This is a genomic window from Pseudomonas sp. NFACC41-3, from assembly GCF_900109505.1.
GTDB lineage: Bacteria > Pseudomonadota > Gammaproteobacteria > Pseudomonadales > Pseudomonadaceae > Aquipseudomonas > Aquipseudomonas chlororaphis.
This window is the reverse complement of the sequence record NZ_FOAE01000006.1, coordinates 108,621-130,789: the sequence shown is the minus strand read 5'-3', so window position 1 is coordinate 130,789 and position 22,169 is coordinate 108,621. Positions and strand designations below refer to the sequence as shown.

The 22,169-nt window shown below is 61.6% G+C and carries 21 protein-coding genes and 1 tRNA gene; 9 read left to right on the top strand and 13 right to left on the bottom strand.

Annotated elements, in window-relative coordinates; all coding sequences use genetic code 11:
* Window positions 1-28: 28 nt before the first annotated feature.
* The 3 genes from BMY68_RS25165 to dibA all read right to left on the bottom strand — a co-directional run bounded on the left by BMY68_RS25165 (window position 29) and on the right by dibA (window position 3,595).
* The gene (locus tag BMY68_RS25165; protein WP_085533290.1) at window positions 29-1,039 is read right to left on the bottom strand and encodes a sulfate ABC transporter substrate-binding protein; all 1,011 of its coding nucleotides are present in this window, start codon (window positions 1,037-1,039) and stop codon (window positions 29-31) included.
* A 155-nt stretch (window positions 1,040-1,194) separates the two neighbouring features.
* Window positions 1,195-1,377, bottom strand: a complete 183-nt coding sequence (gene oscA / locus BMY68_RS25160; RefSeq protein ID WP_009041629.1) for a sulfur starvation response protein OscA — start codon at window positions 1,375-1,377, stop codon at window positions 1,195-1,197.
* Between the two features lie 298 nt (window positions 1,378-1,675).
* Entirely contained in the window at window positions 1,676-3,595 is a 1,920-nt protein-coding gene (dibA, locus tag BMY68_RS25155; protein WP_085533288.1) for a phosphodiesterase DibA, read from the bottom strand.
* A 145-nt stretch (window positions 3,596-3,740) separates the two neighbouring features.
* On the opposite strand from dibA, the gene desA reads away from it, so the two are divergent.
* Together desA and BMY68_RS25145 are read left to right on the top strand one after the other, a co-directional pair.
* Window positions 3,741-4,925, top strand: coding sequence for a delta-9 fatty acid desaturase DesA (gene desA, locus BMY68_RS25150; RefSeq protein ID WP_009041627.1), 1,185 nt, complete (start codon window positions 3,741-3,743; stop codon window positions 4,923-4,925).
* A 247-nt stretch (window positions 4,926-5,172) separates the two neighbouring features.
* Window positions 5,173-6,165 carry a GGDEF domain-containing protein gene (locus BMY68_RS25145; protein WP_009041626.1) on the top strand — a complete coding sequence of 331 codons (993 nt, stop codon included), beginning with the start codon at window positions 5,173-5,175 and terminating at the stop codon, window positions 6,163-6,165.
* Between the two features lie 418 nt (window positions 6,166-6,583).
* Here BMY68_RS25145 and BMY68_RS25140 read toward each other — a convergent pair whose 3' ends face one another.
* The 10 genes from BMY68_RS25140 to BMY68_RS25095 form a co-directional block, all read right to left on the bottom strand.
* Window positions 6,584-7,813 carry a response regulator gene (locus BMY68_RS25140; RefSeq protein ID WP_085533286.1) on the bottom strand — a complete coding sequence of 410 codons (1,230 nt, stop codon included), beginning with the start codon at window positions 7,811-7,813 and terminating at the stop codon, window positions 6,584-6,586.
* 139 nt (window positions 7,814-7,952) lie between these two features.
* The gene (gene gabT / locus BMY68_RS25135; RefSeq protein WP_007930337.1) at window positions 7,953-9,230 is read right to left on the bottom strand and encodes a 4-aminobutyrate--2-oxoglutarate transaminase; all 1,278 of its coding nucleotides are present in this window, start codon (window positions 9,228-9,230) and stop codon (window positions 7,953-7,955) included.
* A 188-nt stretch (window positions 9,231-9,418) separates the two neighbouring features.
* Window positions 9,419-10,861, bottom strand: coding sequence for an NADP-dependent succinate-semialdehyde dehydrogenase (gabD, locus tag BMY68_RS25130; RefSeq protein WP_009041623.1), 1,443 nt, complete (start codon window positions 10,859-10,861; stop codon window positions 9,419-9,421).
* A gap of 455 nt (window positions 10,862-11,316) precedes the next feature.
* Window positions 11,317-11,628: a RebB family R body protein gene (locus BMY68_RS25125; protein ID WP_025808521.1), complete on the bottom strand. Its 312-nt coding sequence runs from the start codon at window positions 11,626-11,628 to the stop codon at window positions 11,317-11,319.
* Between the two features lie 50 nt (window positions 11,629-11,678).
* Window positions 11,679-11,993 carry a RebB family R body protein gene (locus tag BMY68_RS25120; RefSeq protein WP_009041621.1) on the bottom strand — a complete coding sequence of 105 codons (315 nt, stop codon included), beginning with the start codon at window positions 11,991-11,993 and terminating at the stop codon, window positions 11,679-11,681.
* 85 nt (window positions 11,994-12,078) lie between these two features.
* On the bottom strand, window positions 12,079-12,543 hold the full coding sequence (locus BMY68_RS25115) for a hypothetical protein (protein WP_085533775.1): 465 nt from the start codon (window positions 12,541-12,543) through the stop codon (window positions 12,079-12,081).
* A 92-nt stretch (window positions 12,544-12,635) separates the two neighbouring features.
* Window positions 12,636-13,343, bottom strand: a complete 708-nt coding sequence (locus BMY68_RS25110; protein ID WP_009041619.1) for a hypothetical protein — start codon at window positions 13,341-13,343, stop codon at window positions 12,636-12,638.
* 18 nt (window positions 13,344-13,361) lie between these two features.
* Window positions 13,362-13,589: a RebB family R body protein gene (locus BMY68_RS25105; RefSeq protein ID WP_007930328.1), complete on the bottom strand. Its 228-nt coding sequence runs from the start codon at window positions 13,587-13,589 to the stop codon at window positions 13,362-13,364.
* A gap of 119 nt (window positions 13,590-13,708) precedes the next feature.
* Window positions 13,709-14,239: an RNA polymerase sigma factor gene (locus BMY68_RS25100; protein ID WP_172963020.1), complete on the bottom strand. Its 531-nt coding sequence runs from the start codon at window positions 14,237-14,239 to the stop codon at window positions 13,709-13,711.
* An 89-nt stretch (window positions 14,240-14,328) separates the two neighbouring features.
* Complete coding sequence (locus tag BMY68_RS25095; RefSeq protein ID WP_158539490.1) at window positions 14,329-15,021, bottom strand: Crp/Fnr family transcriptional regulator; 693 nt, start codon at window positions 15,019-15,021, stop codon at window positions 14,329-14,331.
* A 254-nt stretch (window positions 15,022-15,275) separates the two neighbouring features.
* Here BMY68_RS25095 and BMY68_RS25090 point away from each other — a divergent pair.
* From BMY68_RS25090 to BMY68_RS25060, 7 genes are all read left to right on the top strand, one after another.
* A tRNA-Arg gene (locus tag BMY68_RS25090) sits at window positions 15,276-15,352 on the top strand.
* Between the two features lie 119 nt (window positions 15,353-15,471).
* Window positions 15,472-16,335 carry a hypothetical protein gene (locus tag BMY68_RS25085; RefSeq protein ID WP_085533282.1) on the top strand — a complete coding sequence of 288 codons (864 nt, stop codon included), beginning with the start codon at window positions 15,472-15,474 and terminating at the stop codon, window positions 16,333-16,335.
* Complete coding sequence (locus tag BMY68_RS30225; protein WP_239694134.1) at window positions 16,319-16,684, top strand: hypothetical protein; 366 nt, start codon at window positions 16,319-16,321, stop codon at window positions 16,682-16,684. The genes BMY68_RS25085 and BMY68_RS30225 overlap by 17 nt, the downstream gene beginning before the upstream one ends.
* Complete coding sequence (locus BMY68_RS25075) at window positions 16,605-17,894, top strand: site-specific integrase (protein ID WP_085533280.1); 1,290 nt, start codon at window positions 16,605-16,607, stop codon at window positions 17,892-17,894. The genes BMY68_RS30225 and BMY68_RS25075 overlap by 80 nt, the downstream gene beginning before the upstream one ends.
* Window positions 17,887-19,617 carry a site-specific integrase gene (locus tag BMY68_RS25070; RefSeq protein WP_085533278.1) on the top strand — a complete coding sequence of 577 codons (1,731 nt, stop codon included), beginning with the start codon at window positions 17,887-17,889 and terminating at the stop codon, window positions 19,615-19,617. Before BMY68_RS25075 ends, BMY68_RS25070 begins: the two co-directional genes overlap by 8 nt.
* Entirely contained in the window at window positions 19,614-21,653 is a 2,040-nt protein-coding gene (locus BMY68_RS30220; RefSeq protein WP_175534872.1) for a hypothetical protein, read from the top strand. Before BMY68_RS25070 ends, BMY68_RS30220 begins: the two co-directional genes overlap by 4 nt.
* Window positions 21,634-22,110: a hypothetical protein gene (locus BMY68_RS25060; RefSeq protein ID WP_239694133.1), complete on the top strand. Its 477-nt coding sequence runs from the start codon at window positions 21,634-21,636 to the stop codon at window positions 22,108-22,110. Before BMY68_RS30220 ends, BMY68_RS25060 begins: the two co-directional genes overlap by 20 nt.
* Window positions 22,111-22,169: the final 59 nt, after the last annotated feature.

Below are 22,169 nucleotides of genomic sequence, written 5' to 3'. Positions count from 1 at the left end.
GCAAGCTCGCTCCTACAGGTAGTGTTGCTTACTGCGCCTGGTAGATCTGGTCGAACACCCCGCCATCGTTGAAGAATTTCGGCTGGGCAGTTTTCCAGCCGCCGAAGTCCTTGTCGATGGTCACCAGGTCCAGTTTGGGGAACTGCTGAGCGTATTTGGCCGCGACGTCCTTGTCCCGCGGACGATAGAAGTTCTTCGCCGCGATCTCCTGGCCAGCCGGGCTGTACAGGTGCTTGAGGTAGGCCTCGGCGATCTCGGTGTTGCCCTTTTTCTCGGCGTTCTTGTCCACCACCGCCACGGGCGGCTCGGCGAGGATCGACAGCGAAGGCACCACGATGTCGAACTTGTCGGCGCCGCCGTCTTCCTTCAATGCCAGGAAGGCTTCGTTTTCCCAGGCCAGCAACACGTCGCCCTGACCGTTGTTGACGAAGGTGATGGTCGAGCCGCGGGCGCCGGTGTCCAGTACCGGTACGTGCTTGAACAGCTCTTTCACGTATTCCTGGGCCTTGGCTTCGCTGCCACCGGCTTTCAGGCCATAGGCCCAGGCGGCGAGGAAGTTCCAGCGGGCGCCACCGGAGGTTTTCGGGTTCGGCGTGATCACCGACACGTCTTTCTTGATCAGGTCGCCCCAGTCCTTGATGCCCTTGGGATTGCCCTTGCGCACCAGGAACACGATGGTCGAGGTGTAGGGTGTGCTCGCATCCGGCAGGCGTGTTTGCCAGTCGGCCGGCAGGGTCTTGCCGAGCTTGGCGATTTCATCGATGTCGCCGGCCAGCGCCAGGGTCACCACGTCGGCGCGCAGGCCGTCGATCACCGCGCGGCCCTGCTTGCCCGAGCCGCCGTGGGATTGCTGGATCTTGACGTTGTCGCTCGGGTGTTCCTTTTTCCAGAAGCTTGTGAATTCGCTGTTGTAGTCCTGGTACAGCTCGCGGGTCGGGTCGTACGACACGTTGAGCAACTCGTAATCCTTGGCAACGGCGGAACCGGCAAAAACGGCGCTGGCGAGGGCGGCCAGGGCATAACGGCGAATCGACGACATGATGGAGCTCCCGAAATTTTTTAATGTGCTGGCATTTTTCTTATGGCGAATCAGGCCCGCATTCGTGGGCGAACGCTGGGGTTCAGGCTGGGGGTCATGGATGACGCCCTCCGGTGGTCCAGTCGGGCCTCTCGTGGCGAGAGGTGGTGCGAAATTCAGCTTGGCTTGTTGCCAGGGTTTTGCAGGCGGAATTTTTCCTTGCGTTCGATCTGCACGACCTGGGCGTTGTGCACGGTGATTTCCACCGCGCCGAAACGCAGGTCGCGCAATGCGCTTTGAATCTCGCGCAAGATGGTTTGTTCGTCCTGGCCGTCAACGCTACGAAGAGATGCGCTCATGGTGTTGCTCCTGAATGAGATGTGCCTGGCAGTGGCGGCACTGCTTGCGGCGTGAGGGCAATAGTAGATAGGCGCAGATATTCTTAAAAATACTATTTAAGAATGTTTATATAACCAGAAGAAATTATTTGAATTGACGCGGGGTTGCGTCTCTTCAGGCGGCAGAAAACCTTGTAGCCGCTGCCGCAGGCTGCGATAGGACCGCAGTCCTCCTGCGTCCTTGCGAGCGCCACGGCCGTTTCGGTCGATCGCGGCCTGCGGCAGCGGCTACAGGGAGGAATCGATGCAAGCCTGGCAATCAGTGGATCTGCGGCACCCGGTTCCATTCCAGTTGCGCCGCCGGCACCGGGCGGCCGAACCAGTAGCCCTGGCCCAGGTCGCAGCCCTGGTCGAGGAGGAAGCGCGCCTGCTCCACCTGTTCGATGCCCTCGGCGTGCACCTGCATGCCCATGCTCTGGGCCAGGGCGATGATCACCCGGGAGATCGCCGCGTCGTCTTCGTCCCCCGGCAGGCCGGCGACAAAACCCTGGTCGATCTTCAGCTTCTGCACCGGCAGGCGCTTGAGCCGCAACAGCGAGGAATAACCGGTGCCGAAGTCGTCGATGGCCAGGCGCAGCCCCAGTTCGCGCAGGCGGTGCATCTGCTCCAGGGCCACTTCCGGGTCTTCCATCACCGCGCTTTCGGTGACTTCTAGCTCCAGGTAGGCCGGGTCCAGGCCGGTGTCGTGCAGCACCTGGGCCACCTGCTGGTACAGCTCGCGGCGGGCGAACAGGCGGCTGGAGACATTCACCGCGACGAACGACAACGCCATGCCCTCCGCCTGCCATTGGCACATCTGCCGGCAGGCCTGCTGCATGACCCAGGCATCGATCTCGGCGATCAGCCCGGCGCGCTCGGCAATCGGAATGAACTCGCCAGGCGGCACAAGGCCGCGCTGCGGATGCTCCCAGCGCACCAGCGCCTCGACCCCGACCAGGCGGCTGCTGGCAAGGTCGTGCACCGGCTGGTAGAACACCCGCAGCTCCTGCTGCTCCAGGGCGCGGCGCAATTCGAAGGCAATTTCCACCCGTTGCTGGGCGTGGGCCGTCAGTTCCTCGGTGTACAGCGCGTAACTGTCGCGTCCGGCGCTCTTGGCCTTGAACAGCGCCGTGTCGGCATTGCGCAACAGTTGCTCGGCGCTCAGGGCATCGCTGGGAAACAGGCTGATGCCGATGCTGGCATTGATGAACAGCTGGTTCTCGTCCATCAGGAAGGGCTGCTTCACCCCGTCGATGATGCGCTGCGCCAGCACCGCGGCCTGCCCTGGCTGCGCGCAGCTCTCGACCAGCACCGCGAACTCGTCGCCGCCCAGCCGCGCCAGGGTGATGCCCGGCCCGAACATGCCTTGCAGGCGCTGGGCCACGGCCTTGAGCAGGCGGTCGCCGACAGTGTGCCCAAGGCTGTCGTTGATCATCTTGAAGTGGTCCAGGTCGACCATCAGCAACGCGCAGCAGCGCTTGTGGATTTGCGCCGACGCCAGGGCCTGCTCGGCGCGGTCGGTGAACAGCAAGCGATTGGGCAGGTCGGTCAGCGGATCGTGGTGCGCCAGGTGGGCCAGTTCGTGCTCGGAATCCTTGATCGCGCTGATGTCGGAAAACACCGCGACATAATGGCTGAGCTGGCCGTCGTCATCGCGGATGGCGCGGATGGTCTGCCACTGCGGGTAGATCTCGCCGCATTTGCGCCGGTTCCAGATCTCGCCGCTCCACTCGCCCGTGGCGTTCAGCGAATCGAACATGGCCTGGTAGAAATCCGCCGTGTGATGCCCGGACTTGAACAGGCTCGGCTGGCGGCCCAGCACCTCGTCGCGCTGATAGCCGGTGATCTCGATGAACGCGCGGTTCACATGGACGATCTGGCCCCGGCGGTCGCTGACCAGCACCCCTTCGCGGGTGCAATCGAACACGGCGGCCGCCTGGCGCAGACGCTCGCGGTCCTCGCGCTGGTGATGCCGCCAGGAGTCAGCGCCCAGCAAACGCAACAGACGGCCCCGCGCGATGAAGATCAGGACCGCGCTGACCAGGGCCCAGAGATACCCGTTGATCAGTTGCCAGCGCGCCAGATCGTTCGACTCATCGAAGAAACTGCTCAATAAATGACCACTGAACTGCAACCACAACACAGACAACAAGAGGTAGAGCAGGGCTGCGCGCAAAGCGTCGCGAGAAGAAACCGACATAAGGTCGTCAATGTCCTTACGAAAAGCTTGGAATTATAGAGGAAGAAACATCTCGCCACTCTTATCTGAAAGGGCGACTGGTTTTCTCTGTGGGCTCGGTGATAATGCGACTGCTGTTTTTTCTTTATCGAGGGCCCTACAGCCTATGTGGTACGAAGGTTTTCTTGGCTTGTCGGCCTGGCAACTGGTGGCAGTCACCCTGTTAATGACTCACGTGACCATCGTTGGCGTCACGGTTTACCTGCATCGCTATTCAGCCCACCGCTCCCTGGAGCTCAATGCCGGCCTGAAACATTTCTTCCGCTTCTGGCTGTGGCTGACCACGGCGCAGAACACCCGCGAGTGGACCGCCATCCACCGCAAGCACCACGCTAAATGCGAGACAGAGGATGACCCCCACAGCCCGGTGATCAAGGGCCTGTCCACGGTGCTGCGCAAAGGCGCCGAGCTGTACCGCGAAGAGGCGAAAAACCCGGAAACCCTGCGCATCTACGGCAAGAACTGCCCGGACGACTGGATCGAACGCAACCTCTACTCGCGCTACAAGCTGGGCGGCGTGGCGCTGATGGCGGTGATCGACCTGCTGCTGTTCGGCACCATCGGCATCACCATCTGGGCGATCCAGATGATGTGGATCCCGGTCTGGGCCGCCGGCGTGATCAACGGCCTGGGCCATGCGGTCGGCTATCGCAACTTCGAATGCCGCGACGCGGCCACCAACCTGGTGCCCTGGGGCATCCTGGTCGGCGGCGAAGAGCTGCACAACAACCATCACACCTACCCCAACTCGGCCAAGCTGTCGGTGAAGAAGTGGGAGTTCGACCTGGGCTGGGCCTGGATCAAGGTCTTCAGCTTCCTGCGCCTGGCCAAGGTGCAGCGGGTCGCGCCGATCGCCCACCGGGTCGAAGGCAAGGGCCACCTGGACATGGACACGGCGATGGCGATCCTCAACAACCGTTTCCAGATCATGGCGCAGTACCGCAAGCTGGTGATCGCGCCGCTGGTCAAGCAGGAGCTGGACAAGGTCGATCACTCGGTGCGCCACCAGTTCCATCGCGCCAAGCGCCTGCTGTCGCGCGAGACCAGCCTGCTGGAAGAGCGCCACCATGCGCGTATCCAGAACATGCTGGAGCACAGCCAGGCCCTGAAAGTGATCTACGAAAAACGCCTGGCGCTGCAGCAGATCTGGGCCAAGACCAGCTCCAACGGCCACGACATGCTGGCGGCGATCAAGGACTGGGTCCACGAAGCCGAGGCCAGCGGGATCCAATCGCTGCGCGACTTCGCCAGCCAGTTGAAAACCTACTCGCTGCGCCCCGCCACCGCCTGACGCTGGCCGTTCACCCGCCATGGCGAGCCCGGCTGCCGTGGCGGGTGGGCTTCGCTGCCCACCCCGCCCCATGAGTTCCAGCCCGTCATCCGCGCCACCGTGACCGCCCAGCGGCTGTTGGCTTCCAGACCGCGGCAAACGGGAACTTCGCCGCCAATCCCCTATCTCAAGCAACACTTCGCCATCCAGGCGGGCTTTCCGTGGCCGCTTCGTTTCCCGAGCGGCGTGCGCTTTGAGATCGGTGCCGATGGTCAACAAGAACCCACAACTCCCATCCGCTTTTCCCCAGTGGCCCGAGGCCGCGCAAACCTTGATGGCGCTGATGCATGCCCAGGGCGAGGTCGCCCGGCTGACAGAACGCGAACAGCTATTCAGCTCGTTGCTGGTCAGCGTCAATGCCGTGCTCTGGGCCTTCGACTGGGAAGCCCGCCAGGTGCTGTACGTCAGCCCGGCGTATGAACGCATTTTCGGCCGCTCCGCCGGCCTGCTGCTGGCCGACGCCAACGAATGGCGCGACAGCGTCTACCCCGACGACCTCGAATACGCCGAGCGGACCCTGGCCCAGGTGCTGGAAAAAGGCGCGGTAGAAGACCGCGAATACCGCATCATCGATGCCCAGGGCCAGGTCCGTTGGCTCAGCGACAAGTGCTTCATCAATCGCAATGCCGCCCCCGGGGACCGGGTGATCATCGTCGGCCTGGCCGAGGACATCACCGAGAAAAAGCACCTGGAAACCGAGCTGCAACGCCTGGCCACCACCGACGTGCTGACCCAGAGCAGCAACCGCCGGCACTTCTTCGAATGCGCCAACCGCGAATTCGAGCAGGCGCGCCAGCAAGGCACGCCGCTGGCCTTCCTGTTGCTGGATATCGATGACTTCAAGGTGGTCAACGACACCTACGGCCACCCCGAGGGCGATAACGTCCTGCAACGCATCGCCGAGACCGGCCGCGCGACCCTGCGCCGTGGCGATCTGTTCGGGCGTATCGGCGGCGAGGAATTCGCCGCCCTTTTCCCCGGCTGCGCCCCGGACATGGCGCGCCAGGTTGCCGAACGCCTGCAGCGGGAAATCCAGCGCCTGACCTTCAGCCATGGCGAGGAGCAGTTCAGCATCACCGTCAGCCAGGGCCTGACCAGCCTCACCGCCGCCGACGAAAACCTCGACAGCCTCTTCGCCCGCGCCGACGCGGCGATGTACGAAGCCAAGCGCCAGGGCAAGAACCGGATCGTTTCGGGGTAGCTCGCAACTGCAACCCACCGTAGCCGCTGCCGAGCAACGCGAGGCTGCGATCGATGGCGTAGCCATCGCCAAGCAGGCTCCGCGTTACATCAGGCACACCGCGTGGGCTGGTTTTGCGACGGCTGCGCCGCCGATCGCAGCCTCGCTGGCTCGGCAGCGGCTACGAGGTACGGGGGGTTCATGAATTGGCCAAACGCAATAAGAGCTGCGAAAAGAGGTACTGCGAAAGCTCAGCACCTCAGCCGGCTGCGCACCTGTAGCCGCTGCCGAGCAACGCGAGGCTGCGAACGATGGCGCAGCCATCGCAAAGCAGGCTCCGCGTTGCATCAGGCACACCGCGTGCGCTGGTTTTGCGGCGGCTGCGCCGCCGATCGCAGCCGCGTGGGCTCGGCAGCGGCTACAGGATTGCGCGGTGTCCTCACGCTTCTCGCGTATCGGTTTTACGCAGGCGAACCAACTCCGGCAGGCCGATCTTGAGCAGGCGCGCGGTCTTGCTGTCGGCCAGCTCTTCGAGGCCCTCGGATGGCTGCAGGCGGGCGAGCTGGGCGGAGAGGTTCATCACCAGGGCCTCGCGGGAGTAAACCCCGCCACCGAGCTGGTAGGCCGAGGCAATCAGCTCGCGCAGCTCCAGCGGCAGGCGCCAGCGGGTGCGCAGGGCCGAACCATAGGCCGCGCCGAACTGTGCCAGGGCATCGCCGATCTCTTCCATGTCGTCCAGCGCGCCGCCGGCCTGCTTCCACTCTTGCAGGCAACGCAGCAGCGCCAGGTCCCCCAGGCGATGCAGCAGGCCGGCGCAATAGCAGCGCTCCTGGTCCAGATCCAGCAAGCGGGCCAGGGTCCGGCCGTATTCCGCGGTGTGCAGCGACAGCTCCCAGTAACGCTCGGCGTAATCGCCCAGGGCCGGGTCGCTCAGGCGCGCGCTGCGCTTGAGAGCCAGGCCGAGAATCAGGTTCATGCTCTGCCCGGTACCCAGCCGTTGCAGGGCCTGGGCCAGAGTCTGCACGGCGCTGCCATGGTGCTGCGCGGCGCTGTTGGCCGCGGCGATCAGCACCGCGTTGATCTGCGGGTCGGTACGCACCTCTTCTTCCAGCAGTTTGAGGTCGAGACCGTTGGGGTTGAGGCTGCGCTTCACCGCCAGTTGCACATCGGCGAGCAACGGCGCGCCGTCGGCCAGCTCGCGGCGGCGCTCGAGAAAGGTCCACAGGGTCATGCCCGGCGCCAGGGTCGGCACCTCGCACGACACTTCCTGGCCGGGGTCCAGCAGCAGGTCCTGCAGGCGCTGGGTCAGGCCTTCCATGTTCAGCGGCTTGGTCAGGTAGGCCGTCGGCGCCAGCGGCAGGGCTTCGCGCACGCTGGCGCTGTCGTTGCGGCTGCTCATGAGGATGAACGGCAGCACCGGGTTGCGCTTGCGCTGGCGCACGCTGCGCAGCAGGCCCAGGCCGTCGACGCCGGGCAACTCCCAGTCGGCGATCACCAGGTCATAGGGGTTTTCGGCCAGCAGTTGCAGGGCTTCCTGACCGTCGGCGCATACATCCAGCCGCGCGTCGCAACGTACATTCAACAACACCTGCTTGAGCAAATCGCGCGACCAAGGGTCCGCCTCGGCAATCAACACTCGCGGTACAGCGGGTAAATCCACAGCAGTCATGCAGCACGCTCCCTGGGCAATCCCTTGCACCTTAGTCAATGCCGAGGCTTGCATACAACGCAAATGCACTGCGCAGCCTCGTTCGGCACAAAAAAACCCGCCGAAGCGGGTCTTTTTGTCGATCGGGTCACAGGCGGGATCAGAGCTCGGAGAAGCACTCTTCGATGATCGCCAGGCCCTTGTCCAGCTGCTCGTCCGGCGAGGTCAGCGGAACCAGCACGCGCAGGACGTTGCCGTAGGTGCCGCAGGACAGCAGGATCAGGCCCTTGTCGCGCGCCTTGGCAACAACCTGTGCCACGGCGGCCGCGTTCGGCTTGTGGCTGTCACCGTTCTCGAACAGCTCGACCGCGATCATCGCGCCCAGGGCACGCACGTCGCCGATTACCGGGTACTTGGCCTGGATGGCCTTGAGGCCGGTCACCAGACGCTCGCCGACCGCCTTGCAACGGTCCAGCAGGTGCTCTTCCTCGAACACTTCCATCACGGCCAGGGCCGCGGCGCAGGCGATCGGGCTACCGGCGTAGGTGCCGCCCAGGCCGCCTGGCGCGATGGCGTCCATGTATTCGGCCTTGCCGCAGACACCGGCCAACGGGAAGCCGCCAGCGATGGACTTGGCGAAGGTGGTCAGGTCGGCGGCAACACCCATCTGTTCCATGGCGAAGAAGGTGCCGGTACGGCCAGCGCCGGTCTGCACTTCGTCGGCGATCAGTAGGATGCCGTGCTGGTCGCACAGGGCGCGCAGGCGCTTCATGAACTCTTTAGGCGCGACGTAGAAACCGCCTTCGCCCTGCACCGGCTCGATGATGATCGCGGCGATGTCACGTGGCTCGGCATCGTTCTTGAAGATGCGCTCGATGCTGGCGATCGAATCGTCGATGCTCACACCGTGCAGCTCGTTCGGGTACAGCGCGCGGAAGATGCCGCCTGGCATCAGGCCCATGCCGGCCGAGTAAGGCACGACCTTGCCGGTCAGGCCCAGGGTCATCATGGTGCGACCGTGGTAGGCGCCGGTGAAGGCGATCACGCCGGCGCGGCCAGTGGCGGCACGGGCGATCTTCACCGAGTTTTCCACGGCCTCGGAACCGGTGGTCACCAGCAGGGTTTTCTTGGCGAAATCGCCCGGCACCTTGGCGTTCACTTTTTCGCACAGTTCCACGTAAGGCTCGTAGGCCAGGACCTGGAAGCAGGTGTGGGTCAGCTTGTTCAACTGCTCGGTCACCGCGGCGACGATTTTCGGGTGCAGGTGGCCGGTGTTGAGTACGGCGATACCGCCGGCGAAGTCGATGAACTCGCGACCTTCAACGTCGGTTACCGTGGCGTTCTTCGCGGAGTCGGCGAAGATCGGGTGAATCTGGCCAACACCGCGCGGTACGGCGGCTTCACGGCGTTTCATCAGGGATGCGTTGGTCTTGCTCATAGTGTCCTCATTCGCCGCTCATCGGTCGGCGTGGTTCAAGGATGACGTGGCGGGAAGGCAACCGCGGCAGCATGCGATGATCGACTGCCCCGGCTATCCCGGCCACTAACTGAAAGATCGTTTAAAGCGACGCCAGGGGACAGCGCTCTCGTGCCCCTGGCGTTTAAAACCATGCCTTGGCGCGGGTATCAGATGCCCAGGCAGAGGTATTTGATTTCCAGGTAATCCTCGATGCCGTACTTGGAACCTTCACGGCCCAGGCCCGAAGCCTTGATGCCGCCGAACGGCGCGACTTCGTTGGAGATCAACCCGGTGTTGACGCCGACCATGCCGTATTCCAGGGCCTCGGCCACACGGAACACACGGCCCAGGTCGCGAGCGTAGAAGTACGAGGCCAGGCCGAACTCGGTGTCGTTGGACATCGCGATCACTTCGGCTTCGTCCTTGAAACGGAACAGCGGCGCCAGCGGACCGAAGGTTTCTTCCTTGGCCACGGCCGCGTCTTTCGACACGTTGACCAGGATGGTCGGCTCGAAGAAGTTGCCTTCCATCGGCTTGCCGCCGGCCAGCAGGGTCGCGCCTTTGCCCAGGGCGTCGGCGATATGTTCCTGGACCTTGGCCACGGCTTTTTCGTCGATCAGAGGACCGGTGGTGGTGCCTTCTTCCAGGCCGTTACCGATCTTCAGCTTGGCCACCGCGACTTTCAGCTTCTCGGCGAAGGCGTCGTAGACCGAATCCTGGATGTACAGGCGGTTGGCGCAGACGCAGGTCTGACCGTTGTTGCGGTATTTGGAGATGATCGCGCCTTCGACGGCCTTATCCAGGTCCGCGTCGTCGAACACGATAAAGGGCGCGTTGCCGCCCAGCTCCAGGGAGACTTTCTTGATGTCCTTGGCGCATTCGGCCATCAGCTGGCGACCGATTTCGGTCGAGCCGGTGAAGGACAGCTTGCGCACGATCGGGTTGCTGGTCAGCTCGCCGCCGATGTCGCCGGCGCTGCCGGTGACCACGCTCAGCACGCCTTTCGGAATGCCCGCGCGGTGCGCCAGCTCGACCAGGGCCAGGGCCGAGAACGGCGTCTGCGACGCCGGCTTGATCACCATGGTGCAACCAGCGGCCAGGGCCGGGCCGGCCTTACGGGTGATCATCGCCGCCGGGAAGTTCCACGGGGTGATGGCCGCGGTCACGCCGATCGGCTGCTTGATCACGATCAGGCGCTTGTCCGGCTGGTGGCCGGGAATCACGTCGCCGTAGATGCGCTTGGCTTCTTCGGCGAACCATTCGATGAAGGAGGCGGCGTAAGCGATTTCGCCCTTGGCTTCGGCCAGTGGCTTGCCCTGCTCCAGGGTCATCAGGCGACCGAGGTCGTCCTGATTTTCGATCAGCAGCTCATACCAGCGACGCAGCTTGGTCGCCCGCTCCTTGGCGGTCAGCGCGCGCCAGGCCGGCAGGGCCTTGTCGGCGGCTTCGATGGCTCGACGGGTTTCGGCAGCGCCCATCTTCGGCACGGTGCCGAGGATTTCGCCCGTGGCCGGGTTGTTCACTTTGATGGTCTGGCCGTTATCCGCGTCGACCCAAGCCCCATCGATGAAGGCTTGCTGGCGGAACAACTGGGCGTCTTTAAGCTGCATGTCGGTTTCCTTAACAGCACCGCGCGGGGCGGAGCGAATTGTGATTGTTGAAAGGCGCCTTGACAGGCTGCCGTCAGGAAAAACTGTTACCGGGCTCAAGCACAGAAATAGCGCCTGTCAGAATAGACGGGCGGATCGGCTCTCAGACAAGAGCGTTTGAAATCTCAAACGAATCCTAGGGTCAACCAGGGGACAGGGCAATAGGCTGTTCGAAAAAAAGAACGAAAACGCCGCTTTGGCAGAATCTTTCGGATCAACGACACCGCCCCGGCGATTGGGAGCAGACGCCCCCTCTGTAGGAGCGAGCTTGCTCGCGATGGCGGCCTGGCGGTCGACATGGGTGTCGAATGGGCGTTCTTTATCGCGAGCAAGCTCGCTCCTACAGGGGGTTGGGCGTGCCAAACGCAAAAAACCCCGCAGCCCATAAGGCTGCGGGGTTGTCCCAGGGCCAGGCCTTAGGTGAACGACTTGAGGATCGTCAGCAGGCTGGCGAGGTTGTCGCCGACACCGCCCTGGGCCATTTTTTCGGTGGCCGCCGCGCCTGCGGTGGTATTGACGCTGTAGATCTGCATCACGCCCTGGTTGGTCGCCGCCTGGGCCAGGGTGTTTTGCTGTTGCTGGGCCGAGACCGAGTTCTGGAACAGGATCGCTACGGATTGCCCCAGGGACTGGTAGATGGTGCCCATCGACATGGCCGGCGCTTCGGCCACGACCTTGACGTTGGTCTGGGTCACGGCGTCGGTGATTTGCGGACTGACTGTACTCATAGGTGAAACTCCTTATTAAGAAAGAACAACTTCCGTTAGCGCTCGCCCGATCAAGGGTTGAACGATTTGAGGACTGTCAGCAGGCTGGTCAGGTTGTCGGCCACGCCGCCCTGGGCGACTTTTTCGGTCGCCGCCGCGCCGGCGGTGGTATCGACGCTGTAGATCTGCATCACGCCCTGGTTGGTGGCGGCCTGGGCCAGGGTATTTTGCTGCTGCTGGGCGGAAACAGCGTTCTGGAACAGAATCGCCGTGGCCTGGCCCATGGACTGGTAGATGGTGCTCATCGCCATCGCTGGGGATTCGGCCACCACTTTGACGTTGGTCTGGGTGACCGCGTCGGTAATTTGCTCGTTGACTAATGGCATGGTTCAACTTCCTTTGTTTAGTACACGGCGGGTTCCGTGTTAACCAATGAACGTGGCAAAACACAGGCTGTGAACGAGCAAATGCTCAATGGTCCTGCGGCGCGTCGCCTGCCTGGTCGATACGGGAAAGCACCGCCTCGACCTGCTGCACCAGCCCCAGCATCCGCGCTTGCACGGCTTCCTCGACGGTCTGGCGGATCAGTTGGTTCTGCGCGCTGCTGAGCATCCGCACAGGCTCCTCCGGCGCATCGATAACCGTCGCCTGTTGCTTGGCCGCCAGCCACTGGCGGATCACCGCTTCGCGCTGCTGGGGACTGCCCAGCAGGCTGCTTTCGCTGACCCTGGCCTGCTCCATCAAGTCGCGGGTGCGTTGTCTCTCGCTCTCGATCAGGTGCTGGGTCTGGTTGAGCACCCGCTCCATGACACCCGTGCGCGGCTCGCTGCGCATCCAGGCTTCGAGAATCTGCTTTTCGCCCGGGGACAGGCTCAGGTTGAGCGCATCGGCCAATTGATAAAGACTCGCTAGCGAGTCGGAATTTTCCTGGGGCATCTCGGCCTCCTCCTTGCTCATTAAAGAACGTGCTGCTGCCCAGTCCCGGAGGGCTCCGGGACCGGGTGTTCATGACGCCAGGACGGCGTGACTCAGGACGGCGGCGCGCCGCGATTGGCCAGGGTGTTGCTGTACTTGGCGATGCTCTCGTCGATCTTGTCGATGGCAATACCCGCCGCTGTCGCCTCCAGGGCGCCAGCGGCCGCGGCAACGGCGGCGGCCGCCCCCACCAGCAGATCGGTGGCCAGGGCGCCCAAGGCGTCCTCGGCGGCTTTTTCGGGATGGTTTTCGACGATGTTTTTCGTCATCTGCTCGAGCAATACCGCCTGGGCCGCCAGCGCCAGCTTGCTGACCCCGTCGAAATAGCCCGCCGCCGACTGCGCGACCAGGCCGGCGGCCTGGCTGATCATCATGTCCGGGGCAATGGCGATCTGCGCCGGGGCGTAGCTGAAGGTCTGCGCGTTGGTGAACTGCACCGCCTCGACGATCTGGCTGTTCAGCGCATCGGTGCTGCCGGTCGGCGGCGCCGCGACCTGGACCATCATGTAGTCGTTCATGCGGTCCATCACCGTGCGCGGCGACTTGCTGGGAGGACTCGGTGGCGGGGAGTCGCCCGCTGGGGTGGGATCGGCAACCTGGGGCCCCGCAGCCGTAGGCTCGGCGGCTTCGGAATTGCGCGGTTTGGGATTGCGCGGCTCGGTATCGCTTGGCTTGGGATCGACCGCCTCGGGGTCGGTCGCCGACGTGGCGTCAGTCTCCGGCTCGACGGCGGCAGCAGGTTTTTTCTTGAACCAGAACATGAGGCATCTCCCCAGGCGTCAAGGCTTCTCGCCGATCTGCATGATCAGCGACACCGCCTTGGAGATCACCGCATTGGAGATCTGATTCAACGCCTGCTGGCTGTTGACCGCGTTCTGCAGGGACAGCCCCGCCGAATGACTGGCCACCTGGTACAGCGAGGCAATGGCCTGGGCCGGCGCCTCGGCCACCACCTTGACGTTGGTTTGCGTTACAGCGTCGGTAATCTGGCTGTTGACCTCTGGCATACATCTCTCCTTGATGGAAGGCGCCAGCGCAGGCGCGCTGGCGGTGAACTCGTCGACGGTTTCAGGTGCTCATGACACAAGAACGCCCGGCATCCACGGCTGTGAACGCAAAAGCGCTGTCAACGCAGCGCCGCCCGCAGCAACTGCACGCGCTTGCGCACCAGGGGCTGGGCGATGCCCAGCTCGGCGGCGATCTGCGGGTACGGCAATTCCTCGACAAAACGCATTTCAAACAACCGCCGCTGGAGCAATGGCAGTTGCTCCACGCGGTTGCCCAACTGCACCAGTCGTTCAAACCGCTCGGTGTACTCGAACACCGACAGGCAAGGCGCAGCGAGAAGGGCCTGATGATCGTGCTCAAGGTCGATCGAATGATCGAACAGCTGCCCTTCACGCTTGCTGCGCCGCAGGCTGTCGAGAAACACATGGTCCAGCACCAGAAACAGAAAACCCTGCGGCTCTCGTATGCGTTCCGGGGAACGCCTGAAGAACAGCAGGGCTTTCACGGCCGTGTTGGACAGCCACTCCTGGGCCAGGGCCAGGTTGCCCCTGGCTCGCCGGTTGGCCCGGCGCATCAGCTCGGGGTACACCGCTCGCCAGCTTGCCTCGAACAACCGGTCGACCGCCGCCACTTCACGAAAAGATCCCATCGCCAGCACTCCCTGTGCATTCCTTGATGAGCCGACAGTCTCTGATCGCGCAGCAGGCGTTCGCTGTTACCTGGGGAACAGCTGGACAATTAATTCAGCGAACAGGCCTTGCGCCGCAGATGCTCGACATCGTTGATCACCAGGCGGCCGCTCTGGCAGCTGATCACCCCCGAACGCCGCCACAGTTGCAACTGGACATTGAGCTTCGGCCGGCTGGTGTTGAGCATCGAGGCCAGGATGCCCTGGTTGCGCGGCACCGCCGCACAGGTCGCCGGGGCCAGCTCGAAGTCATCGATATTGGCCAGCAGGAACCGCGCCAAACGCGACTCCAGGCGATGCAGGCAAACCAGCTCGAGCAACTCCAGGATCTTCATCAGGCGGGTCATCAGCAGCATCAACACGCGCTGCCAGAACAGCGGCTCGTCGTACAGCACCCGGAAATGCCGCCGCCCCAACAGCAGCACCCGGGTCGGGCCACAGGCGAAGGCCGAGGTTTCCCGGGCGTGGCCCTCGATCAGCGCCGACTCGCCCACCACCTGGCCGACGCCGGCGCTGCCGACAATCTGCTCGCGCCCGTCCGGGCCATGAATCACCGAATACACCTGCCCTTCGGCGACCAGCGCGATGAAGTCCAGCGCCTCGCTCTTGAGGTAGAGCACCTCCCGGTCACTCAACGAGCGCTCCACGGCATGGGTGGCCACATAACGGATCAAAGTGTCTGGCAGCCCCCTGAACAGATCGGAGCGTGCCAGCAGAGTCTGACGCAACGAAAAATCGAGCATTACCGCGCCTTTTGAATGCATGCGTTCGCCTTGACTGGTAGGAAATCGCTGCGCGAGCACGCAGCGGTTAGAGCGCTTGAAGCCATAGAGCAAAGCAAACAAAGGGACGTCCGAGAGGAGGACTTGTGAATGAGGCGAGGGGGCTTGCGGGTATCGCAAAGGACAAGATAAACAACGAGGCGACGACCAATCATCACGCGAAAAAAAACCGCATGGACGCCCTAAGCCGACATGGGTATGATGTCGCCCGCACTGCACTCGTAGCTCAGCTGGATAGAGTACTGCCCTCCGAAGGCAGGGGTCGTGGGTTCGAATCCCGCCGAGTGCGCCAGCCAGAAACGCAAAAGCCCCAGGTCGCATGGCCTGGGGCTTTTTCGTTTCCAACCGTTGAGTCGATCGAAGAATCACCGAGGTGTGTGCCGAGCCACGCCTCGCGGACAGGAGGTCCCGATGCTGCGCCATCCTTTACTCGACCAGCCCTACCAGCCGGACCTGCGCGCCTGGATCGGCGGTTTCATCGGCTATGACATGCCCCCGGCCCTGGATGCCGAGCTGAGCCGCTACGACCCCAACGACCCTGATGATCGCGAGCACCTGATCCGCCATTACTGCCTGGCGCGCTTCAACGCCCGGGAGAACTTCCGTCACCGGCAGCGGTTGGTGGAGGTCCTGCAAGCGGCGCTGGACGATCCGGATTTCGACTTCCAGGAAGTGTGGGAACCCATTGAAGACGATTACGAATACGATCAATGGCCCGCCGGCTGGCCGGCGCAGATCGACGACAGCCGGGACTTCTTCCAGCGCCTGCTCCTGGCGGCCCGGCAGCTGTGGCACGACGACCTGACACGCGCCCGGTTGCCGTCCCTGGCCGAATGCCGGGCGATCCCGGAGCGAGATCGCGGTTCCCGCGACTGGCTGTTCAGCGTCGATAATCCCCAAGCCTGGAAAGCCGTATTCGACGTAGCGGCCACGCCCTACAACCTGCATACCCCGGGACCACAGTTCCAGGGCGAGCAACTGAGCCTGCAGTTGGCGGGCGCATTGCATCGCCAGTCCCTGCCGTCCACCTGGCCGGCCAGCCAGGCGCTGACCCACTGCCGCCTGGACCTGAAGATCCAGGGCATCAGCGAATTGCAAGTCAGCGGTACGCGTTTCGACGGGTGTATGCGCACCCAGCTCACGCGCTTGCAGCCTGGTTATTACCTGCGCCTGGACATCGGCTTCGACTGCATCATCGAATGCGTGGCGCAGTCCGTCAGCATCGCCAACGTCCAGGGCTCACGAGAGGAAGAGCAGCATGAGCAGCAACTTTGAACGGGCCCTGGCGCGCCAGGAAATACCGCAGTTCTTTCGCGGCCAGGGTGAGTACCTGACCCGGGACGGCGATTGGGACGAGCACCTGTTCTGCATCAATTGGCCCGGGATATTCGCCTACCTGCGCGATAACGCCGACGGCGAGCAGCAGTTGAGCGCCGGCTTCGAGCTGTATGTCTACAGCATCGATAAGAGTAAGTTGTATAGTGCGGGCACCCAAACTTATAGGTGCTACCCATGGACATTGTTAGTCCATCCAGGGGCGTTGAATGGCGACACTAGAGCGCGTTCATTTCGTTCCCCACTACCTCGTGCGCGGAGAGAACGCCGTCGCATACTCCCCCAGTAGCAGTCGACCATCCATTGAGGGCTTGCCCCAAATCTTTTGGACAGACTATGCACCCTGGAGGGAGGCAAACCTGTGGGCAGTGGAGCGAGCAACGACTGGTGACGCTTCTCTGAAGACCGTTGCCAGTAATATGAATGGCCTTCTGAGTTACGCGAAGTTCCTGGAGTCTCGTGATCTGCAGTGGTTCGAGTTTCCCGCTCGCAAAGCTGACCGCTGTCTGGTGCTATACCGAGGAGCGTTGATCAAGATGCGCGATGCCGGCCAGATCAGGCCCTCCACGGCATCTGAGTACATGCGCAATTGCATCATGTTCTATCGGTGGGTAAGGCATAGGGAGCTTCTTGCTCCACACGTCCAGCTGTGGCGGGAAAAGCCCTATATCGTTAAATACTTCGATCGGGTGGGGTTCGAGCGAACGATCAGCGGAACCACCACCAACCTCGGCATCCCGAACCGCAAGCGCCCAGGCCAAACGCTTGAAGATGGGCTGTTGCCAGTCTCGGAAACCGATCGCGATGCCATACTGGATTTCGCCGCAGAGAACACCACGCCCGAGCTCTACCTCATGTTGGCCCTTGGGTTCTTTACCGGGATGCGGCTCGGTAGCATCTGTGATCTCAAGATTCAAACTTTGGAGCACGCTGTTCCCGACCCTTCCGCTGAAGGGCTGCTACGCCTTGCAGTTGGTCCAGGCGCAGCTCCACCAGTGCACACGAAATTCGGCGTGACTGGCCAGGTCTGGATACCCGAAGCCTTGCGTGATGAGTTGCTGGAATATGCCAAAGGCTGGCGGAGGATGGAGCGAGAGGCGAAAGCGTCTCCTGAGAATCGTGACTTGCTGTTCTTGACCCGCTTTGGAAACGCCTATGGCAGGCGCGGTACCGATCAGTCATCCGCTGTGAATGTTGAGATGTCCGAGTTTCGAAAACGAGGCGTCAAAACAGGACTACAGGCGCTACGAAAGTTTCGCTTCCATCAATCGCGCTGCACCTTCGGTACCGAATTGGCACGTCTGGCGCTCTCGGCTTGTGCCGATGCCTCTATCGTCATTGCGACGGTCAGTGATGCGTTGCTCCATGGGCCTCACTCTGAAGCCACCACCTTCAAATATATCCGATTCGTACAGGCACTGCCGATTAAACAGGCCCTCTCAAATAGCTTCATGGCGGCGTTTAGCGGGATCGGCCTTGGGGCGCGGCACGATGGATAGTTCCGAAATCGATCTCACTTTCCCAATGCTTGAGTATGGGGCCACTGAAACACCTTGGGACCTCCGACCGCTGCTGTTTCGCGGGGGCGCAGCAGCAAAGGTGAAGCAAGTGGCCCGCCAGATCGTTCAAGGCGAACTCGGCAGTCCCTTGTCGGAACGTATCGAATTGGTCACGCGGCTGCATGAACACATGGCTGACGATCTTGCAGACGGCGGAAGCCGCTTCTCGGCACAGAACAAGATCAGTGCATTGCGCCGTTTTTTTACCTGGATCGATTCAGAAAACGTGAATCTTAGTCTCGAGACGGCGGCCAGCACGTTCATTCGTTGGACCGAGCACTTGCTCCAGCGTCATCGAGTCGAACGCAATTTCAGCGATGGCTCCCTATACGATCTCACCAGGCTCACGGCGACGATGCTGGACCGAGCATTGGACCGCCAAGCAAGCCTGAGCAAGAGCACGCGTATTCGCAAGCCGCGCGGCAAAGGCAAGGTACATACGAGCAAAGCGGACAAGCAGAGTCTGCAAAACACTTTCGCATTCGGAAACCTTCTAGCCGACGTATGCGAGGCTTTGACCTGGAGGGGGACAAGGGCCTCTCTCCCAGTTTGTATTTCGTTACGCACCGGTCAAGTGCTGGAACTATGGTCGGGATTGCAGAGCCCCGAGAAAGTCGCGGCACGCCGTACTAGGCCGCAAAGCCAAGTGCAAATCGAAGCCTCCCTGGCAGCGCGAGCCGCCTACGATGCAGATCGGACCCTGCGGACCCGTTTCCCCCTCGTTAATTTACGGATCGAGAGTGAAATGCTGATGTTCATTGCCCATACCGGCCTGAACCTCCAGCAAGCGCATACCCTTAGGATCGAGCAGTTTCATTACACCAGCCACTTGGACGGCTACCAGGTACGTACCTACAAAAAACGACGCGAAGGAGAAGTGCTGTTCGAGATCTTCGCCAGTTATCGGGAGTGGTTCGAGCGCTATCTCGAATGGCGTGCCGAATGGTTTCCTCAGGAGCCGGATGGTTTGCTCTTTCCGCTTGTACGCAGCGGAGGACGAGTCTTAGAAGAGGCGACACAGTTCACAAACGTTACGCGCATCTGCCGCGAGCTGGGCATGCCAGTGGTGAGGCCGCGCAAACTACGCGCGACGCGCATCAACTGGTTGCTTCGGGAGTCCCAGAACCCCCAGCAGGTTGCCGAGTTAGCCCAACATACGGTGGAAACACTGATACGCGTATATGCCGATCCCCACCCGCAGATCGCGATGGTGGAGATTTCGCGCTTCCATCAACAAACCGATCCCTCCCTTTCACCACCAGCTCCTGGCAGATGCGTATCAGCTACACCGAAGCCGGTTGGCGCGATGCCGCGGAATGCCCCGCAACCCGACTGCGTCAATGCTGCCGGTTGCCTGTTTTGTACCCAGCACCGGGATATCGAAAGTGAAGATCATGTGTGGTCTCTGAGTAGCTTGCGCTACCTCAAATCGCTTGAGCTTGCACGCTACCGCCCGCCTAGTTCCGGAAAGCAGTCGACTCCAACGCATCCGGCATTGCTTGTGATCGATCGGCTGACTGCCAAGCTGCACTTTTTCGAAGAAAGTAGTGAGATTCGCAGGCTGTGGGTCGAAGAAGCGCGAGCGCGCATTAGTGAGGGGGATTACCACCCGGCTTGGGATGGTTTCATCCGATTGGCGGAACTGGGACAAAGATCAGCATGACGAAAAGTGTTCTCTCCGAACTTGGCCTCGACATCGACTCGCCCCTGGCGGTTCCTGACGCGCCGAACTATCGGCCGCCAAGCTGGCCACCCCAGCGTGATTGGCCGGTCATTCTTGACGCAACAGGTCAGGTGGTGAGTCGTTGGGGAGATGCCATTTGGCGGCTCGACCCTTGGGCGGGGAAAATGGTCACTCTCAACTTCGGCGATGGCCCGGCAAAGAAATATGCGGCCGCAATCGATCCTGCAAACGCCGATTTATTGCGGATCACTATCGGCTGGTGGCTATACGGCCCCAATGGTGCTCGTGGATACCGAGGGCTGAAAACTCGCTTCGATCAGATGCGTCGGCTGTTCGTCTTGTGCACTCAAGAAGGCATTCTGGCATCTGAGCTGAGTCAGTTTCCGCGTGTTGCAGACCGTCTCCCGGAGGTCCTCCAAGCTTCCCGGTCAGGTGAGTTTTTGGCATTGCTGCATGAACTGTACGAGAGGCGGGATGCGCTGGGGTTCACTCTGCTGGATCGCGCAGGATTGGCACGCCTCGCAGCCGCGATGCCCGGCCACCAGAAGCTCCAGACCCCCTATATTCCACCCCGTATCTGGCACTATCAAATCACACGCTTGCGCGAATGCCTGGATGATTTTTTGGCGCATCGAGACCAGGTCGAAGAGTGCTTCCGCTTCTGTCTGGCTGCCTATCGGCACAACTCCACCGGTCTCCAAGGACACTACAGGCCACAATCGTTCTATCCGTTTCAGTGGCCGTCGGATGGAACAAATGGCAAGTATCGTGGGCGGCACTATTACGGCCCATTCATCGACACCGCGCATCGGTTGGGCCTGGTGGAATTGTTTCGTCGCTGGTTGGGAGTAAGCGGCGGTGAAATCCGCGTTCAAACTCTGAGCCGCTACCTCAACCTTGTGAGTCGAGCGGGGCTGAGCTATCTGCTGAATTTCAGCCTCATGCGAGTCGAAGAGGCTTGGAACCTGCGCGCCGATTGCTTGCATGTAGAACGTGATCCGCAGTTTGGCGAAATCCATGTATTGCGCGGACGAACGACCAAGACGATGTTGGATTCTGAGGCGCTTTGGGTGACGTCACCGTCAGCTCAGGTGGCAGTTGAAGCCATGCGAGTGGTCGCATACCTCCGTGCAGAATGCGATCCTCCCCCTGGCGAGGGCTCGGGGTCTACAGATCCGACCAAGCGTTACCTGCTTGATTATTGGCTTGAGCCATGGGGAACGAAACACACCAAGATCAACCGTACGATTCGGCCATCGATTCCGAGCTATTCCAATGTGCTTCAGTCGTTCGACAAGCTGTTCGATCCGGAGCAGTTACGCATTACGTCGGAAGACTTTGAATTAGCTCGGTTGGTGACGCCGACGCTGACCGAGGAGTTTAAGGTCGGCAAAATCTGGCCGTTGGCTTGGCATCAACTCCGGCGAACCGGCGCAGTAAACATGCAGGCGTCCGGCCTGGTCAGCGACGCTTCATTGCAGTTTCAGCTAAAGCATGTCGCCAGAGCGATGAGTCTCTACTACGGGCAAAACCATTCCAGGGTGCGGCTGGAAGAGAAGGCCCATACATACTACGTCCGCACCATGTACGAAACTTTGGGTAGGCAGCTGCAACAGCTGACGAGCAACCGATTCGTCAGCCCCCACGGTGAAAAGCGGAAATCTGAGATAGTCCGCCTGATCTCAGCTTCGGATGCCAAGAAAGCGATCAATCTGGCTAAGAAGGGGACGCTCACTCATCGACCGATTTTGCTGGGCATCTGCACGAGCCGTGTCCCCTGTCCCTATGGCGGCATCGACAATATCGCTCGCTGCGGAGGGGGCGACTCCCCCGGAGAAACCAAACCCTGTGCGGACGTACTGTATGACCCCGAGCAATTCGACGAAGTCGAAGTGTTGGAGGCGGTATTGGATGAGCGCCTGGCCGCTGCCGAGGTAGACGGTCCGCTAAGGACTTCGTTGGAAGCCCAGAAACGTAGTGTGGAGAATTATCGCCATGTCATCCGGCAAGCATGAATCCGCTGACCCGGCTAAGCGAATGAATGCCGGCGAGCAGTACCGCACAGCGTTCGAGCGGCTGAAGAGCAACAATCCCGAACGATTGCCAAAGGGGACGCCCGTAAGCCAGAACAACGTTGCAAAGGAGGCCGGAAGCGATCCCTCTGCGCTGAAAAAAGCTCGCTTCCCCCTACTGATCGCTGAGATCCAAAAATACGTGGAAGGACACGCTGAGCAGCGTCCGCCATCAGTACGTCAGGTCAGCTTATTAGCCCGCAGAAAAAATCGTGGGCTTCGAGATCGGATCGAGGAAATCACGCAGCAGCGTGACCACCTGGCCAGCTTACTCAGTGAGGCCGACGCCACCATTCTCGAGCTGTATGACCGTATTGCGGACTTGGAGCGCCAACTGCCGACCTCAAATGTTCTACCCATTGATCCACGAGGACGCAAAAAACTTGAATCTGGGAGCTAGCAGCAGAAGAGGTCGCACTATAGGGAGTTCGAAAGGCCCTTTATTGGAGAGTTCTCAAC